Source organism: Ferrovum sp. (assembly GCF_027317285.1).
In the GTDB taxonomy this organism is placed as follows: domain Bacteria; phylum Pseudomonadota; class Gammaproteobacteria; order Burkholderiales; family Ferrovaceae; genus Ferrovum.
This window is the reverse complement of record NZ_DAHVHV010000047.1, coordinates 1-16695: the sequence shown is the minus strand read 5'-3', so window position 1 is coordinate 16695 and position 16695 is coordinate 1. Positions and strand designations below refer to the sequence as shown.

The 16695-nt window shown below is 57.5% G+C and carries 14 protein-coding genes and 1 tRNA gene; 9 read left to right on the top strand and 6 right to left on the bottom strand.

Features of this window, described 5'->3' with window-relative positions; all coding sequences use genetic code 11:
- The 7 genes from M6F29_RS09495 to M6F29_RS09465 all read left to right on the top strand — a co-directional run.
- Positions 1–527 (top strand): radical SAM protein (locus M6F29_RS09495; protein ID WP_298159013.1); only part of this gene is annotated, 527 nt, incomplete at its 5' end.
- Positions 528–553: 26 nt separating this feature from the next.
- Positions 554–630 (top strand) — tRNA-Arg (locus M6F29_RS09490).
- Positions 631–686: 56 nt separating this feature from the next.
- A complete protein-coding gene (locus M6F29_RS09485) occupies positions 687–863 on the top strand; it encodes a hypothetical protein (protein ID WP_298159010.1) in 177 nt (58 codons plus the stop codon).
- Between the two features lie 7 nt (positions 864–870).
- On the top strand, positions 871–1236 hold the full coding sequence (locus M6F29_RS09480; RefSeq protein WP_298159008.1) for a type II toxin-antitoxin system RelE/ParE family toxin: 366 nt from the start codon (positions 871–873) through the stop codon (positions 1234–1236).
- Positions 1233–1553: a helix-turn-helix domain-containing protein gene (locus M6F29_RS09475; RefSeq protein WP_298159005.1), complete on the top strand. Its 321-nt coding sequence runs from the start codon at positions 1233–1235 to the stop codon at positions 1551–1553. The genes M6F29_RS09480 and M6F29_RS09475 overlap by 4 nt, the downstream gene beginning before the upstream one ends.
- Positions 1554–2026: 473 nt before the next feature.
- Positions 2027–2947, top strand: coding sequence for a sensor domain-containing protein (locus M6F29_RS09470; protein ID WP_298159002.1), 921 nt, complete (start codon positions 2027–2029; stop codon positions 2945–2947).
- A gap of 66 nt (positions 2948–3013) precedes the next feature.
- Positions 3014–4651 carry a phospholipase D family protein gene (locus tag M6F29_RS09465; protein WP_298159018.1) on the top strand — a complete coding sequence of 546 codons (1638 nt, stop codon included), beginning with the start codon at positions 3014–3016 and terminating at the stop codon, positions 4649–4651.
- Positions 4652–4689: 38 nt separating this feature from the next.
- On the opposite strand, the gene M6F29_RS09460 is transcribed toward M6F29_RS09465, so the two are convergent.
- The 6 genes from M6F29_RS09460 to lptF all read right to left on the bottom strand — a co-directional run bounded on the left by M6F29_RS09460 (position 4690) and on the right by lptF (position 13115).
- A complete protein-coding gene (locus tag M6F29_RS09460) occupies positions 4690–5706 on the bottom strand; it encodes an NAD-dependent epimerase (protein ID WP_298158998.1) in 1017 nt (338 codons plus the stop codon).
- A 13-nt stretch (positions 5707–5719) separates the two neighbouring features.
- Positions 5720–7153, bottom strand: coding sequence for a beta-barrel assembly-enhancing protease (locus tag M6F29_RS09455; protein WP_297453569.1), 1434 nt, complete (start codon positions 7151–7153; stop codon positions 5720–5722).
- A gap of 62 nt (positions 7154–7215) precedes the next feature.
- Positions 7216–9930: a valine--tRNA ligase gene (locus M6F29_RS09450; RefSeq protein WP_298158994.1), complete on the bottom strand. Its 2715-nt coding sequence runs from the start codon at positions 9928–9930 to the stop codon at positions 7216–7218.
- A 39-nt stretch (positions 9931–9969) separates the two neighbouring features.
- A complete protein-coding gene (locus M6F29_RS09445) occupies positions 9970–10398 on the bottom strand; it encodes a DNA polymerase III subunit chi (RefSeq protein ID WP_297453574.1) in 429 nt (142 codons plus the stop codon).
- Positions 10395–11885: a leucyl aminopeptidase gene (locus M6F29_RS09440; RefSeq protein ID WP_298158991.1), complete on the bottom strand. Its 1491-nt coding sequence runs from the start codon at positions 11883–11885 to the stop codon at positions 10395–10397. Before M6F29_RS09440 ends, M6F29_RS09445 begins: the two co-directional genes overlap by 4 nt.
- 108 nt (positions 11886–11993) lie before the next feature.
- Positions 11994–13115, bottom strand: a complete 1122-nt coding sequence (gene lptF, locus M6F29_RS09435) for an LPS export ABC transporter permease LptF (protein WP_297453580.1) — start codon at positions 13113–13115, stop codon at positions 11994–11996.
- A gap of 165 nt (positions 13116–13280) precedes the next feature.
- On the opposite strand from lptF, the gene aceE reads away from it, so the two are divergent.
- Entirely contained in the window at positions 13281–15947 is a 2667-nt protein-coding gene (gene aceE, locus M6F29_RS09430) for a pyruvate dehydrogenase (acetyl-transferring), homodimeric type (RefSeq protein WP_298159016.1), read from the top strand.
- 4 nt (positions 15948–15951) lie between these two features.
- A partial coding sequence (locus M6F29_RS09425; RefSeq protein ID WP_298158989.1) for an amino acid permease occupies positions 15952–16695 on the top strand: 744 nt, incomplete at its 3' end.

Genomic DNA, 16695 nt, shown 5'->3' with positions numbered 1-16695 from the left:
CCAGTTCGGATCAGTTTTCCGCGGCCATGGATATTGCCCTGCGAGCCCTGGAACAACGCCCACTGTTACGTTCGGTCAAAATCATCACCATCACGAACGGCAGTCATGTGCAGGAACCTGCGGTACTCCATGCCCTGGAGAATTCCACGAAACAGGGCGGAGAACTCTGGTTCAAGATCGACCGTGGTTCATCTGAAGATATCTGGCAGGTCAATCAAATTCATCTGTCCCTCCAACTGATACAACATCGACTGGCAACCATCGCACCGCATTGCCCCACCTGGATTCAGACCTGCATGACGGCAAGAGATGGTGCGATGCCTTCAATGGAGGAAGTACAGAGATATCTGGACTTCATTCGTCACATAAAAGATGCGGAGATTCCCATCAAGGGCATCCTGCTGTACACTTTGGCGCGTCTTTCCCTACAACCTGGCGGAACGCGTCTGAGCCCAGTTCCGGAAACCTGGTTGGCGGCGTTGGCAGAAAAAATCGAATCCCTCGGCGTCCCTGTTGTCACTGTCTGAACAAATAATGCTATAATCCTTCGGATGCGCCCGTAGCTCAGTTGGATAGAGTACTTGGCTACGAACCAAGGGGTCGTGGGTTCGAATCCTGCCGGGCGCGCCATATAATCAACGGGTTAGATCAGAAATGGTCTAGCCCGTTTTCCTTCTGAATGGACTTTGAAGGGACTTGGCTTTTTCTCTGAACAGCATTTCCAGGCTGGCGTTCGCCCGGTTGCTCTCGTCGGTGATCAGATTCAAGGCATCCAGAAAACCAAGGAAGCCGTGGAGTTTGCAACCCTTGAATGGGTGATCGTAGAAATCCGCAAGTTGACAATTATTCCTATATGGATATAATTCGACCATGAGTAAATTGACTGTGAAGCCGTTGGAGTGGGTCGCGTCTTCGAAGAAGGATTTGCTTTCCATGCCGGCAGAAGTAGTGGATGTGTTTGGATATGCTTTGCATTTGGCGCAGCATGGCGGGAAGCACCCACAGGCCAAGCCACTCAGGGGTTTTGGCTCTGCGGGTATACTGGAAGTTGTCGAGGATGACGACGGCAGGACCTACCGTGCAGTCTATACAGTCAGGTTCGGCAACGCGGTCTATGTTCTGCATTGTTTTCAAAAGAAATCGCATAAGGGTATCGAAACACCCAAGCAGGACATCGACCTGATTCGTGATAGATTGAAATTGGCGCAGAATCACGCGGAAGGAGTGAAGAAATGAGTAACATCGAACATGGGAGCATCAACGTATATGCCGATCTCGGTTTGCCAAATGCGGAAGGAATGCATATCAAGGCGCAACTGGCCGCCAAGATTGGAGACATCATCAAGCGGCGCAAATTAACACAAGTTCAGGCTGCAGAGTTGTTGGGTGTAACACAACCGAAGTTGTCCGGTTTGCTGCGTGGGCAATTTCGCGGCATCTCTGAAGCCAAGATGCTGGAATGCCTTACCCACTTGGGTCGTGATGTCGAGATTGTTGTCAAGTCCGTGCCACATTCTCGGACGGAAGGACACGTGTCGGTTGTGTTCGCATAATCAATACACATCCGTGACAATTTTCTGCGAGCCTGGCTTTCCGCCCTGAGACGACCGGTTTCCGCTGTAGCCTTCCGTCCCATTGGCGAATTGGTCAACCAGGCCGACGAGCGTCTGGCAGTGGCTGGAGAGCCGAGTATATTGCTCTCGCCCCTGACATCCCCCCTGAACTGCGCAACTCCCTGACAGACCAGGGCGCTATCCCCCAATCCCTGAAAGATTTGATGCGCGACCTATAGAAACCTGACGAACTTCCTGCCGGCAAATCACATTGCCAACCACCCGACACCCCTTCCATCAGCGGCCTTGGAATCAGACCATCAAATCCACTGATCACAGTCAATGTCCTTGGCAGTTCGCCGGAAATCACCCAAAATCTCTGATGAACGATTTGGGGTTATGCTGATAGGGTCAAAGAAAAAGTGGCGATTCGTGATGCCCCGAAACCACAAACAACAAAAATTGGGAGAATCATGACCGTGGAGCATGATCAGTCAGGCGGTAACTTGAGTTGCGCTGACGTATCCGTTTTGATTCAGTCGATCATCAATGCGCTTCCCGTACCGATCTTCGTCAAGAATTCGAAGGGGATCTACGTGTATTGCAACGTTCCCTTCGAAAAATACGTGGGGAAAAAGATCGACGAGATCGTGGGTCGCGGCGTATACGATCTCTGGGATGCGGAACTGGCGAAGGTCTATCATGAAGCGGACAACAGACTTTTCAGAGCAGGTGGCGAGGAACAGTATGAGGCCAGGGTCAAATATGCAGATGGCTCGGTCCACGACGTGATCTTTCACAAAGCCGTTTTTCCCTTTTCAGACGAGAATTACATGGCCGGTGCGATTCTGGACATCAGCAGCAGGAAGGCTGCTGAAAGGGAACTCGAGCGGATCGCTCTGACCGACTCCCTGACGGGGGTTGCAAACCGTTATCACCTTTACGCTGCCCTCGACGATGCCTGCAAAAAGGCCGTGCGCCAGAGTTGCATCATCGCAGTGATGGGCATAGACCTGGACGGGTTCAAGGAGGTGAATGACACCTATGGGCATCTCGCAGGGGATGAGGTCCTGGTGAAGACCGCAAGCCGCATCAGGGATTCAATCCGCGAATCGGATCTGCTGGCAAGGCCAGGAGGCGACGAATTCATCGTTATGTTCGACGGACTGGAAAAAAAGGACCCGGTCTACAGTCTGGCGGAAACCATACTGCAGAAACTTTCGGAGGAGATGGAACTACAGGGCTATCCTGTCCTGCTGAGCGCGAGCATCGGTATCGCATTTTATCCGGATCATGGAACGAATCCGCAGGACCTTCTCAAACATGCCGATCTTGCACTTTACGAGGCAAAGCGGAGCGGCAAAGGTTGTTTCAGGTCATTGGCGACGTCATGAGAACATTCACGCACAAACCTGTGAAGGTAAGCAGCATGCCGAAATCGGGCAAGGGGAAAAAACTTGATGCCCCAACTCGGGTCCGTTAAAAAGGGCATATCTGCCATGACCGCAAAAATGATCGGACGTTCTTCCTTTGTTGTCATGATGATCCTCGCAGTCTTGGCCGGATGTGCGTCGCTTCCTCCAGGTTCAAATTTCGCAAAAATAAAATCCTCAGCACTTGTCAATCCTGAGGAGACAAGGCTTGGCCGTCAGTTCGAAAATGCCGGTCAAGAGCATGGTGGCAACTCAGGATTTCGCATCATACCGGTAGGAGCCAACGGTTTTCTGGTCAGAATGCAAATGATCGACGCTGCAGAACGCACGCTTGACCTTCAATATTACATTTTTCGCGACGACGATACGGGACAGTTGCTGACCAGTGCCGTATTGCGTGCAGCCGATCGCGGGGTGCGCGTACGCGTGCTGCTCGACGATGGAGACACCGTAGTGGGTGATGAGCAGATTGCTAAACTGGCGGCACATCCTTCCATCGAGGTTCGAATATTCAATCCGTTCACATATCGCGGTCATAGTGAGTTGCTCAGAACTGCAGAATTCACGTTCAACGCCTCCCGGCTCGACTACAGGATGCACAACAAATTGCTTGTCGTGGACAATGCCATCGCATTGATAGGAGGGCGGAATATCGGAGATCAATACTTTCAGATCGATCCTGATTCCCAATTTGCCGATGACGATGTTTTTGTGGCCGGCCCCATCACTAAAAAACTCTCTTCAAGCTTCGACGAATTCTGGAACTCCGACCTGTCAATTCCTGCCGAGGCGCTTTCAGGTGAAAAATCGCCCCATGCCGCCTTGAGGGAGCGTCGCGTGGAATTGAAGCAGCAGAATCGGGAGATGAAAGCGACCGGGGTTGATTATTTGAAGCGGGTTGCAAGTGGCGAGCCATTTAATGGGATTATCTCCGGTCACTTGCCTCTGATTTGGGCGCATGCACAGTTGGTTTATGACAGCCCTGACAAGAAAAAAGTTGAAGACGGCGAGAGGGTGGGCAAATTGATGCACCGCGCGGTGGCCAATGTAGCTCTCGGGGTAAAGTCTGAATTGCTAATGGTGACGCCCTTTTTGATACCGGGGAAGGAAGGGATGCAATTGATCGAAGACTTGCGTAAACGCAACGTACGTGTTCGCATCCTGACCAACTCACTGGATTCATCCATGGTATTGCTGGCGCAGGCTGGTTACATGCGTTATCGGATACCACTGCTTGAAGATGGCGTGGAACTCTATGAAATCCGTTCGCTGCTGGGCAACACACGCGGCAGTGGTGAAACGAAGACAATATCGCGCCATGGAAATTATTCACTGCACGCGAAACTGTTCGTATTTGACCGCCAGAAGTTGTTCATAGGCTCGATGAACTTTGATCAACGGTCGATGCATCTCAATACCGAGATCGGTCTGATCATCGATTCGCCCGTGCTTGCGCAACAGATTGCCGCGCGTTTTGATGCCATGGTGCAGCCGGCCAATGCCTACCAGTTGGTGTTGCGTCCAGACGGTGGGGAACAGAGCCTGGTGTGGCGCACTCGGGAAAACGGAAAAACCATCGAGTATACGACGGAGCCGGCAAGGAGTGACTGGCAAAGAATCAAGGCCAATATTTTAACTTTGCTGCCCATGGATGATGAGTTATAAGCGTGCCGCTTCCACCGATTCAGGCGGCGCAAAAAATCCTATCCATTCTGCGCCGCAGTATACGTTCGGTACCACTCGACAAATCGTTTCACGCCCTCAGTCACCGGGGTATGGGACGTGAATTGGCAGTATTTTTCCAGTTCTTCGGTATTGGCTGCCGTCGCCATCACATCGCCCGGCTGCATGGGAAGAAAGTTGAGGATGGCTTTTCTGCCCGTGGCCACTTCGATGGCCTGAATATAATCCATCAGGGGAGTGGGATGCTGGTTGCCCAGATTGAAGAGTCGGTAGGGAGCCCAACTGGTGGCAGGGTCGGGATGCGCCTCCTGAAAGCCTTCGTTGGGGGTGGCGGGTTTGTCCAGGACTCTCACGGTACCCTCCACGATATCATCGATATAGGTGAAGTCACGCACCATCTTTCCCTCGTTGTAGACATCGATGGGGGATCCGGCCAGGATGGCCCTGGTGAATTTGAACAAAGCCATGTCCGGACGCCCCCAGGGGCCATAGACAGTGAAGAAACGGAGGCCCGTGGTGGACAGATTGAACAAATGGCTGTAGGTATGGGCCATCAGTTCATTGGATTTTTTGGTGGCAGCGTACAAACTGACGGGATGATCGACGGTGTGGTGCTCGGAAAAAGGCAACCGGGTGTTGCCGCCATAGACGCTGGAACTGCTGGCATAGACCAGATGTTCGACGGAATGGTGGCGACAACCTTCCAGAATATTCAGGAAGCCCTGAATATTGGCGTCGATGTACGCCTGGGGATTCTGCAGTGAGTAGCGCACCCCCGCCTGGGCAGCCAGATTCACGACCCTCTGGGGTTTTTCCCGGGCGAAGATCATTTGAAGGGCGGATCCATCGGCAATATCCAGCCGATGAAAAGTAAAGTTTCCATAGGGCGCGAGACGGGCCAGGCGCGCTTCCTTGAGCGAGACATCGTAATAGTCATTGAGGTTGTCCACCCCGATCACCTCGTCTCCCCGCTCCAGCAGACGCTGGGAAACCTGCATGCCGATGAATCCGGCGCAACCTGTAAGAAGTATTTTCATCGGTGATCTCAGGTTATTTTTTCTTGCCCTTGCGCGCCGCCAGTTCTGCCTTGATCTCGCGCATCGTGGCTTCCACCTGGGACTTTTGATAAAAGTCTCCGTCGCCCGCCCCCAGGGCGATCTGGAGCTGATCCATGGCCGCACTGGGATTGTCCAGCAACAGGTAGGCCTGGGCCAGCGCTTCGTGACTCATCATCTGCTGGTTCAGCGCAGCATAGGCCTGGGACTGGAATTCGTACAACCGTTCATCGCTGCTGGTGAGTGCGACGCGTTCGTTGATGACCTTGAGCGCCTGTTCAGGCAGTCCGGCGGTCAACAGAGCAGTGATATAACCGTAATTGAGCGCACGCTCATCGGGAAAGCGTTGCAGTCCATGTTGAAACTGGAGAATGGCCTGATGCACGTGTCCCGAATCCAGGGTGATCTGGGCGCGCAGACTGTCGAACAAGGCATTGGGCGGAGAAACGGCGCGTACCTGCTCGAGCAGGGACTGAGCCTCCCCATAATCGCGATTGCGCCACAACGCAACCGCCTTGCCATAGATCAAAGGGACTTCCTCGGGACGATGGATATCGTAGTCATGGTTCTGAAAGCTTTCCAGCGCTTCATGGGGAGTTCCCACCAGGGCCTGGATACGGGCCTTGATCAGCGCGAAATCGGGGCCATCCTGAACTTGACGGTAAGGAACATTCTGCAGTCTGTCCTGGATTTCTGCCAGACGCTCGGTGGTCAGCGGGTGAGTCTGGAGAAAAGCGGGGGCGCCTTCATAGAAGCGACCATAACGCCCCAGTTTGGTAAAGAAAGTTGCCATGGCACGAGGATCGTAGTCGGTCTTGAGGAGGCGACGAATACCCAGTCGATCGGCTTCCCGTTCATTCGACCGGGAAAAATTCAGTTGGGCCTGGACCATTCCAGCCTGTGCGCCCACCACCCCGCCCATGGCTCCATCGGGGCTGCTGCGCGCCGCCAGGATGGCCGCCGCCATGGCCGCCAGGGACAGCGGCAGATTCTTGTTCTGGTCCTCCATGGCCCGGGCAATGTGATGCTGGGTGACGTGAGAGATTTCGTGGGCCAGCACCGAAGCCAATTCAGACTCGTTGTCCGCTGCCTCGATCAGGGCCGTATGTACCCCGATGAACCCGCCGGGCAGGGCAAAGGCATTGAGGGTGGGATCTTCCAGGATAAAAAATTCGAAGTGATGCTGATCGCCCAGATCATCGCTCACCGCCAGCAGGCGGTGCCCCACCGAACTGACAAAATCCACGCTCTCCGGATCGTTGAAATAGGCGGGATCGGCGCGGATTTCCTGCATCACCTGCCGCCCCAGCGCCATCTCGTCCTTGCTCGACAGAGTCATGGAGGAACTGTCGCCCAGATCGGGCAACTCGTAGGCCGTCAAAGGAACGGACAGCATGCCGGCACAAAGAAAAAGTAACCATCGTTTCATGGTGTTCATGATACCCTAGGCAGAGCAGTTTTCCACGAAGATGGTGGCCTGCCCTCCCCTTTTCAACGGGCAGCCAGGCGCGCCAACTGGATTTCCACCTCGGCCAGGGACTGACGGAAGCGAACCAGGCGTTCGCGTTCCTGATCAACCACAGCAGCTGGCGCACGGTCCACGAAACCGGGGTTATCCAGTTTGGCGCAACAGCGCGCCACCTCGATTTTGGTCTTGTCCCGTTGTTTGGTCAGACGTTCGATTTCTGCGGGAATATCCACCTGAACCTGCAACTGCATCTGAAGGCGATCCACCGTCACCACCGGGGCCTCCACCGAGAGCAGGGGAACGGCACTGGCTTCCACCGCCGTAAGGCGCGCCAGATGCATCAGGTAATGTTCCATGCCGAGGAGCGCCTGCGTTTCCCCCGCCACCTTGAGGGGCAGTCGCTCTGCCGGGCTGATGTTCATTTCTCCACGCAGGGTACGGCAACCGTTGACCCACGCCTTGAGACGTTCCATTGCCTCGCTGGCGGCCGGGTCGGGAGCCAGTTCGGGTTGCGGAAAGGGTTGCAGGGCAATGCTCGAACCCACGGCATCCGCAGGAGCCACCTGCTGCCACAGTTCCTCGGTGATGAAAGGCATCAGAGGGTGGGTCAGGCGCAGGGCCGTTTCCAGGACCGAGCGCAATGTGGCATGGGTGGTGACCGCCGTATCGGGTTGGGCCAACTGGGGTTTGGCCAATTCCACATACCAGTCACAGAAGTCTTCCCAGATGAATTCATACAGGACACGCGCCACCAAATCGAACCGGTACTGGGCAAAATGCTCGTGGACCGCCCGAATGGTCGCATCGAGGCGTTGTCCGATCCAGCGGTCTGCCACCGTCGGTGCCCGAGCCGGCCCCTCCGGTACCTCCTGCATCAGAACGAAGCGCGTGGCATTCCACAACTTGTTGCAAAAATTGCGATAGCCATCACAACGTTGCAGATCGAACTTGATATCTCTTCCGTGCGTGGCGAGGCTGGCAAAGGTAAAACGCAGGGCATCCGTACCAAAGGCCGGGATACCCTGGGGGAATTCGGCCCGCGTGGCCTTTTCGATCTTTTCTGCCTGACGGGGATCCATGAGGTGGGCGGTGCGCTTGGCGACCAGGGATTCCAGATCGATCCCATCGATCAGATCCAGGGGATCCAGCACGTTGCCCCGGGACTTGCTCATCTTGTGGCCCTGGGCATCGCGCACCAAACCAGTGACAAAAACTTCCCGGAAAGGTACCTGACCGGTGAAATGGGTGGTCATCATGACCATGCGGGCCACCCAGAAGAAAATGATATCGAAGCCCGTCACCAATACGCTGCTGGGCAGGAACTGACGCAATTCCGGGGTATCCGCCGGCCAGCCCAGGGTAGAAAAGGGCCAGAGTGCCGAGGAGAACCAGGTATCGAGCACGTCGTCGTCCTGGCGCAGGGGTTTCCCCGCCTGACGTTCCGCCTCCTGCTGGTTCTCGGCCACATAGACCTGTCCCGCATCATCGTACCAGGCAGGAATCCGGTGCCCCCACCACAGTTGCCGGGAAATGCACCAATGTTGCAAATTGCCCAGCCAATGTTCGTAGGTATGAATCCAGTTACCCGGCACAAACCGGACCTGCCCCTCGTGTACCACGCGCAAGGCTTCCTGGCCCATGCGCTCGGTATCGAGAAACCATTGATCCGAAAGCATGGGTTCGATCACCGCACCACTGCGGTCACCGCGTGGAATCATCAGGGTATGCGGTTTCACTTCGTCCAGCAGGTTCCGGGCCGCCAAATCGTCGATGAGGCGCTGACGGGCACGAAAACGCTCCAGCCCGCGATATTCAGGAGGCACCTGATCGTTCAGGCGGGCATCCGGGGTAAAAATGTTGAGAGGCGTCAATCCATGCCGCTTGCCCATCTGGTAATCGTTGAAATCATGGGCCGGGGTGATCTTGACACAGCCCGTGCCGAAGGCAGGATCCACCGTTTCATCGGCGATCACCGGAATGGTGCGGTCCGTCAGGGGCAGATGAAGCGTCTGTCCGATGAGATCGCGGTAACGCTCGTCGGCAGGGTGCACCGCCACCGCCACATCGCCCAGCAAGGTCTCGGGACGGGTGGTGGCCACCACCAGATGGCCCTGGCCGTCCACACGGGGATAGCGGATATGCCAAAGATGCCCCGATTCTTCGTGGGCCTCCACCTCCAGGTCGGACACCGCCGTCTGCAGGTGGGGGTCCCAGTTGACCAGACGCTGACCGCGATAGATCAGTCCTTCCCGATAGAGGCGGACGAACACCTGAGTGACCGCCTGACTGAGGCCCTCATCCAGGGTGAACCGCTCGCGGGTCCAGTCACAGGAACTGCCCAAACGCCGCATCTGCCGGGTAATGGTGGAACCGGACTGTTCCTTCCACTGCCAGACCCGTTCCAGGAATGCCTCCCGCCCCAGGGTATCGCGCCCTTCGCCTCTGGCTTCCAGTTGACGCTCCACCAGCATCTGGGTGGCAATCCCGGCATGATCCGTCCCTGCCTGCCACAGCACGTTTTCGCCCTTCATTCGATGGTAACGAATCAGGGCATCCATCAGGGTATGCTGAAAGGCGTGCCCCATATGCAGTGTTCCCGTCACATTGGGGGGCGGCAGCAGGATGCAGTACGCGGGCACCTGGGGGTCCAGGGAAGGCCTGAAATCACCGCGCGCTTCCCATACGGGGTACCAGCGCGCCTCGATGGCCTGGGGGTCAAAAATTTTGGCAAGACTCATGAAAAACAATCCCGTAATCTAAGGGTGGAAGCCTGGGGTTCAAAAACGATGGTTCGCCAGATTATGGGCCTGCACTTCAAAACCCCGCTGACGATAGAAACGAAAACGCTCCCGTGCCTGCGCCGCGTCCTGATCGACCTGACTGACGATTTCCGCCAGACGTTCGAAACGGGCAAAGTACACCGGCGGATCCGAACGCAGGTTGATCAGCACCCGGTGCGAACGCGGCTCCATTTCCAGGGCATCGATGACGATGGGGGTTTCGGCCGCCAATGCGTGATCGGACCGGCAATGGGGCACAAATTCGGCCTGCGGATGGGTCCACAACCGCTGGTCCAGTTGCTGGGCCATGGCTTCGTCCGGTACCCGCAACCACACCGGCAATCCTTGTGCCCATGCCTTGCAGGTCAACTGCACGGCCACCGGCACCTTGTCCGCCACATGGGTGTAAAAGTCGATGCGTGTCACTCTGACCCCTGGCAGCGCTGCTGCAGGAAACGGCAAAACAACCGGACAGGACGGCCCGTGGCCCCCTTTTCCTTGCCACTGCGCCATGCGACGCCAGCAATGTCCAGATGAGCCCAGCGGTAACGTTTGGTGTAATACGCCAGAAAACTCGCCGCCGTGATGGTTCCGGCGGGACGACCCGCCACATTGGCCATATCCGCAAAGTTGCTCTTCAGCCCTTCCTGATATTCTTCCCACAAAGGCAGGGGCCAGGCGCGGTCGCCACTGTAATCCCCCGCCGCCTGCAATTCATTGCGCAGAAGTTCGTCATTGGCCATCAGCCCTGCAGCCTCATGCCCCAGAGCAATGACACAGGCGCCGGTCAGGGTCGCCACATCCACCACCACGGCAGGTTCGAAACGTTCAGCGTAGGTCAAAGCATCGCACAGGATCAGGCGCCCTTCCGCATCGGTATTGAGAATCTCGATGGTCTGGCCGGACAAACTCTTGACCACATCGCCCGGACGAGTGGCCCCGCCTCCCGGCATGTTCTCGCAGGTGGGAATGAGCGCCACGACATTCAGGGGCAATTTCATCTCGGCCAGGGCACGCATCGTCCCCAGGACACTGGCTGCGCCACACATGTCAAACTTCATTTCATCCATCTCTGGCGCAGGTTTCAGGGATATCCCGCCGGTATCGAAGGTGATGCCCTTGCCCACCAGCACCACCGGCTTGGCCCGGGCCTTGCCTCCGGCGTATTCCATGATGATGAACTGGGGAGGACGATGGCTGCCCGCCGCCACGGCCAGCAAGGCGCCCATGCCCAGTTTTTCCATATCGGCACGATCCAGCACGCGCACCTTGAGCCCCCAGTCCTTGCCCACGGCCTGCGCCGTTTCCGCCAGATGGACCGGCGTACACAGATTGGGCGGCAAGTTACCCAGGTCCCGCGTCAGATCGGTTCCGTTGGCCACCGCCTGGGCCTGTTCCACGAAACCCTGGGCTTTTTTGAGGGACAGGGAGGGAGGCACCAGAAGGGCGGTTTTTTTCCAGGGAGAAGGCGGTTTTGGAGTCTGAGTCTGTTTCTGGATCCGGTAACGCTGTTCCCTCAGGGTCAGGACGGTCTGTTCCAGCACCCAGGCGCCGTCTCGCCCCGGCACTTCCAACTCGGTCAGGGTACACAACACCTCCTTGACGGCGGTGTTCGCCAGAGCCTGCTCCATGGAACATACCAGGGTGCGGAACGTGCTGTCCTTGAGGGGATCCTCGCCCATTTCCACCAGCAGCACCCGGCTCGCCGTCACGCCCTCGAGTCCGGACAACAGGAGCGTTTTTCCCGCCTCTGCGGCCAGATCTCCCCGTTTGAGAATTTGCGTCAACCGACCTTCGCTGGCCTGATCCAGGGCCTGGGCAGCAGGGGTCAAACAGCGTCCTCCCGTCACCGGAATGACGACGCAGGCGGTCTTGGTTGAAGCCGGATGCGCTACTTTGAGTGTAAATTCCACGGAGTTTCTCCCTGAAGGGTCATGACCTGAGATAAAACAGGTGATTATCCCGCCATCCCGGATCGAAGTCAAAAAGCAGGCCGGCGTTTCCGCCCGCCCCAAGGAATCTCACGGGGCTTCCTTTCGTTCCCGTTTTTCCCGGGAACGACGTTGGCCCATCCACCAGCGCCAGGACCAGACGCGCTGGCGCTGCTGCAGCCAGATCCAGGCCACGATCAAGAAGAGCAGATGCACGGGCCACAGGCCGATCCAGAAGGGCAATTTACCCTGTGCCACCCAGGCCTGGGCAATGCTCATGCAGTTGTAATACACCATGTAGGCCAGCAGGGCAAAGATCATGTTGGTGGAACGCCCGCCCCGCACATTGAGGTAGGACAAAGGCACGGAAAACACGGCCAGAACCAGCAGACTCAAGGGCAATCCCAGGCGCCAGTGCAATTCTCCCCAACCTTCCAGAGTGGGCTTGCGGAGCAGGTCCTGAACCGACATGGATTTGACCGAAAGGGCAGCTGCCGTCACCCCATGCTGGTCGATACGCAGGCGCGCCTGCTCAAAATCCACCAACCGGTAATTGAGCGTGCCTGGTTCACCTTCATATCGACGCCCGCGCTGCAACACCACGAAGCGGTCTCCATTCGGCTCCGTTGCAATGTAACCGCTGTCCGCCGCGATCACGCCCACCTGATGGCCCTGGACGGACTGAACGAAGACGTTGGAAACCTTCTCCTTGCTCTGGGACAGCGCATCCACGAAGAATACCTGATCCGATTGATGCGACTCCCGGAACACACCCGGCGTGATCTGGGAGGTATCGTCCTGCACATCCAGTTGTTTCTGGTACTGGGCCTTCTGGCCGATCGCCCAGGGCGCGATGACCAGGCTGAGGAGCGCCACCACCAGGGCCATGGGCACCGCGAAACGCAGCACCGGACCAAGAAAGCGGTTCAGGCTGACCCCGGCGCTCTGCCAGATGATCATCTCGGAATCGCGGTAAAAACGGGTCATCGCCAGCAGCAGGGCTGTAAAAATGGAGGCAGACAACAGCACCGGCAGGTAGGTCAGGGAACCGAAAGCCAGCATGGCCATCACCGCACTGCCCGACAGGGTGCCCCCGGCCGCCAGTCCCAGCAACTTGACCAGGCTGACGGTCAGCAGAATGGCCAGCAAAATCACCATGGCCATCAATGCCGTGCGCGCAAATTCCTTGCGTAAGAGCCGACTGAAGAGCATGATGTCCCCTGAACCCGATAGCCTGCCATTCTATCAAGAAGCCATGGAACAGGCGCTGTGTCGCAGGGGTACTTTTCAGCAGGCAGTCCCGGCTACGGGTTTCGCTCAAACCAGTTTCGCTATAGAATCTAGCGACTTTTGAGTAACAAACGAGGCTCGAGCATGATGTCATCTCCCCCCAAGGATCACGATTCAGACCCCCAGGAAACTCAGGAATGGCTGGATGCCCTGGAGGGCGTACTCTGTGTGGAGGGGCCGGAGCGGGCCCATTTCCTGCTCGAGCGACTGGTGGACAAGGCCCGTCGTTCGGGTGCCTTCCTGCCCTACAGCGCCAATACAGCCTACCTCAACACCATTCCGCCCGCCCTCGAGGAACCCATGCCCGGAGACCCGGAAATGGAGTACCGCATCCGTTCCCTGATTCGCTGGAACGCCCTGGCCATGGTGGTACGGGCCAACAAGGGCGGGGAAGAACTGGGCGGGCACATCGCCAGTTTTCAGTCGGCGGCTACCCTGTACGACGTGGGCTTCGACCACTTTTTTCGCGCCCCCACCCCGGAGCACGGGGGGGACGTGCTCTACACCCAGGGTCACTCGGCGCCGGGCATCTACGCCCGCGCTTTTCTGGAAGGGCGCCTGAGCGAAGAACAGTTGGCCAACTTCCGTCGTGAAGTGGACGGCAAAGGGTTGTCCAGTTATCCCCATCCCTGGCTCATGCCCCATTTCTGGCAAATGCCCACCGTTTCCATGGGACTCGGTCCCCTCATGTCCATTTATCAGGCCCGTTTCATGAAATACCTGCAAAACCGCGGGTTGGCTCAGACCGAAGGACGCAAGGTGTGGGCCTTCATGGGCGATGGAGAGATGGACGAACCCGAATCTCTGGGCGCCATTTCCCTGGCCGCCCGGGAGAATCTCGACAACCTGATCTTCGTGGTGAATTGCAACCTGCAACGCCTCGATGGCCCCGTGCGGGGCAATGGCAAGATCATTCAGGAACTGGAAGCCGATTTTCGCGGGGCAGGCTGGAATGTCATCAAGGTGATCTGGGGAAGCCCCTGGGATGCCCTCATCGCCAAGGACACGAGCGGCTTGCTCCTGCAGCGCATGATGGAAGCCGTGGATGGCGAATATCAAAGTTTCAAGGCGCGCGATGGCGCCTACGTGCGCCAGCATTTTTTCGGCAAGTATCCCGAATTGCTGCGCCTGGTGGCCAACATGTCCGATGACGAGATCTGGCACCTGTCGCGCGGGGGCCACGACGCCTTCAAGGTCTACAACGCCTACCGGGCGGCGGTGCGCCACAGCGGTCAACCCACGGTGATCCTGGCCAAGACCATCAAGGGCTACGGCATGGGCGAAGCGGGCGAAGGACAAAACATCACCCACCAGCAAAAGAAGATGGGCGAAAGCGCCCTCAAACAGTTCCGCAACCGTTTCAAGATCCCCATCGACGATGCCGTGATCGCCGCTGCCCCCTTCTATCGCCCGGCCGACGACAGTCCGGAGATCCGTTATCTGCAGGAACGGCGCCAGGCCCTGGGCGGCTACCTGCCGGTGCGGCACAGTGCCAGCGTGCCACTGGACATCCCGCCACTGGAGTATTTTTCTCCCCTGCTGGAAGCCAGTGGCGAACGCCACCTGTCCACCACCATGGCCTTCGTGCGTCTCCTCAATCTGCTCATCCGCGACAAGGCCCTGAGCCAGCGTGTCGTCCCCATCGTTCCCGATGAATCCCGTACCTTCGGGATGGAGGGCATGTTCCGTAGCCTGGGCATCTATTCATCCGTGGGGCAATTGTACGAACCCCAGGATCATGATCAACTGATGTACTACCGCGAAAGCGTGAACGGTCAGATCCTCCAGGAAGGAATCAATGAAGCCGGCGCCTTTTCCTCCTGGATCGCCGCGGCCACGTCCTATTCCACCCACGGGGTCACCACCCTCCCGTTCTATATTTTCTATTCCATGTTCGGCTTCCAGCGCGTTGGCGACCTGGCCTGGGCGGCCGGCGACATGCAGTGTCGCGGCTTCCTCATCGGCGGGACGGCGGGACGGACCACCCTGAATGGTGAAGGGTTGCAGCATCAGGATGGACACAGTCAGGTTCATGCCTCTTTCATTCCCAACTGCGTCTCCTACGACCCCACCTATGCCTATGAACTGGCGGTCATCATTCAGGACGGCCTGCGTCGCATGTTCCACGCCCAGGAAAACGTCTTTTACTACCTCACCACCATGAATGAAAACTATGCCCACCCGGCGCTCCCTGACGGGGCGCGGGAAGGCATTCTCAAGGGCATGTACCTGCTGCAGGGACAGGCGGCACCGGAGGGTCCCTGCGTCCAGTTGCTGGGATCGGGCACCATCCTGCGCGAAGTGGAGGCAGCGGCCCAACTTCTGGCCACGGACTGGGGAATCTCGAGCAATGTGTGGAGTTGCCCCAGTTTCAATGAATTGGCCCGGGAAGGCCAGAACGTCCTGCGCCATAACCGTCAACACCCCGCGGAACCAGCCCAGGTCCCCTACGTCACCCAGTGTCTGAAGGACACCCGTGGACCGGTGATTGCGGCCACCGATTACATCAAAGCCTTCACGGAACAAATCCGCGCCTTCGTACCCCATCGTTTCGTGACCCTGGGCACGGATGGTTTTGGCCGTTCCGACACGCGCGCCCGATTGCGCCATTTTTTCGAAGTGGACCGTTATTATGTGGTGGAAGCCGCACTCCATGCGCTGGCGGACGACGGCGTGATCCCCTCGTCCCAGGTGGTCGAAGCGCAACGAAAATACGCCCTAGACCCCGCCAAACCGAATCCAACGAAGGTCTGATCCCATGGCACAAAAGAGCAGCTTTATAAAACAGATCAAAGAGTTGCTCTTTGGTCCGGCGCGCGACCCCTTTGCGCCGGAAACCCGTCAGCACATCGCCCTAATGGCCTTTTTCGCGTGGGTGGGACTGGGCGCCGATGGACTCTCCTCCTCTGCCTATGGCCCGGAAGAAGCCTTCAAGGCCCTCGGCACCCATGTCCACCTCAGCCTCTACCTGGCCATTGCCACGGCTTTCACGGTTTTCCTCATCTCCACGGCCTATAATCAGGTCATCGAACTGTTTCCCACGGGCGGAGGGGGATATAAGGTCGCCACCCAACTGATCGGGCCTCATGCCGGTCTGATCAGCGGTGCGGCCCTGATCGTGGATTATGTCCTGACCATCGCCATTTCTGTGGCCAGCGGGGTGGATGCCGTTTTCAGTTCCCTGCCCACGGCCTGGCAAAGTCACAAACTGACCGTCGAACTGTTCCTCACCGTGTTTCTGATGTTCCTGAACCTGCGCGGCATGAAGGAGAGCATCAAGGTCCTGACCCCCATCTTCATGGGCTTCGTCATCACCCATGTGCTGATCATCGTGTACGGGGTGGCCATCCGTGGCAACGAGATCCCCGCCATCGTCCATCAGACGCTGCATGAAACCTCCTCCCTGGCGGGCCAGATGGGGTGGGTCTTCGTGGCCTCCCTGTTCCTGCGCGCCTATTCCATGGGCGGCGGAACCTATACGGGGATCGAGGCTGTCTCCAAC

Bases quoted from the DNA above. Each gene is read 5' to 3' on its own strand.
- M6F29_RS09480 (WP_298159008.1), top strand. From the start codon at position 871: ATGAGTAAATTGACTGTGAAGCCGTTGGAGTGGGTCGCGTCTTCGAAG.
- M6F29_RS09475 (WP_298159005.1), top strand. From the start codon at position 1,233: ATGAGTAACATCGAACATGGGAGCATCAACGTATATGCCGATCTCGGT.
- M6F29_RS09470 (WP_298159002.1), top strand. From the start codon at position 2,027: ATGACCGTGGAGCATGATCAGTCAGGCGGTAACTTGAGTTGCGCTGAC.
- M6F29_RS09465 (WP_298159018.1), top strand. From the start codon at position 3,014: ATGCCCCAACTCGGGTCCGTTAAAAAGGGCATATCTGCCATGACCGCA.
- M6F29_RS09460 (WP_298158998.1), bottom strand. From the start codon at position 5,706: ATGAAAATACTTCTTACAGGTTGCGCCGGATTCATCGGCATGCAGGTT.
- M6F29_RS09455 (WP_297453569.1), bottom strand. From the start codon at position 7,153: ATGAAACGATGGTTACTTTTTCTTTGTGCCGGCATGCTGTCCGTTCCT.
- M6F29_RS09450 (WP_298158994.1), bottom strand. From the start codon at position 9,930: ATGAGTCTTGCCAAAATTTTTGACCCCCAGGCCATCGAGGCGCGCTGG.
- lptF (WP_297453580.1), bottom strand. From the start codon at position 13,115: ATGCTCTTCAGTCGGCTCTTACGCAAGGAATTTGCGCGCACGGCATTG.
- aceE (WP_298159016.1), top strand. From the start codon at position 13,281: ATGTCATCTCCCCCCAAGGATCACGATTCAGACCCCCAGGAAACTCAG.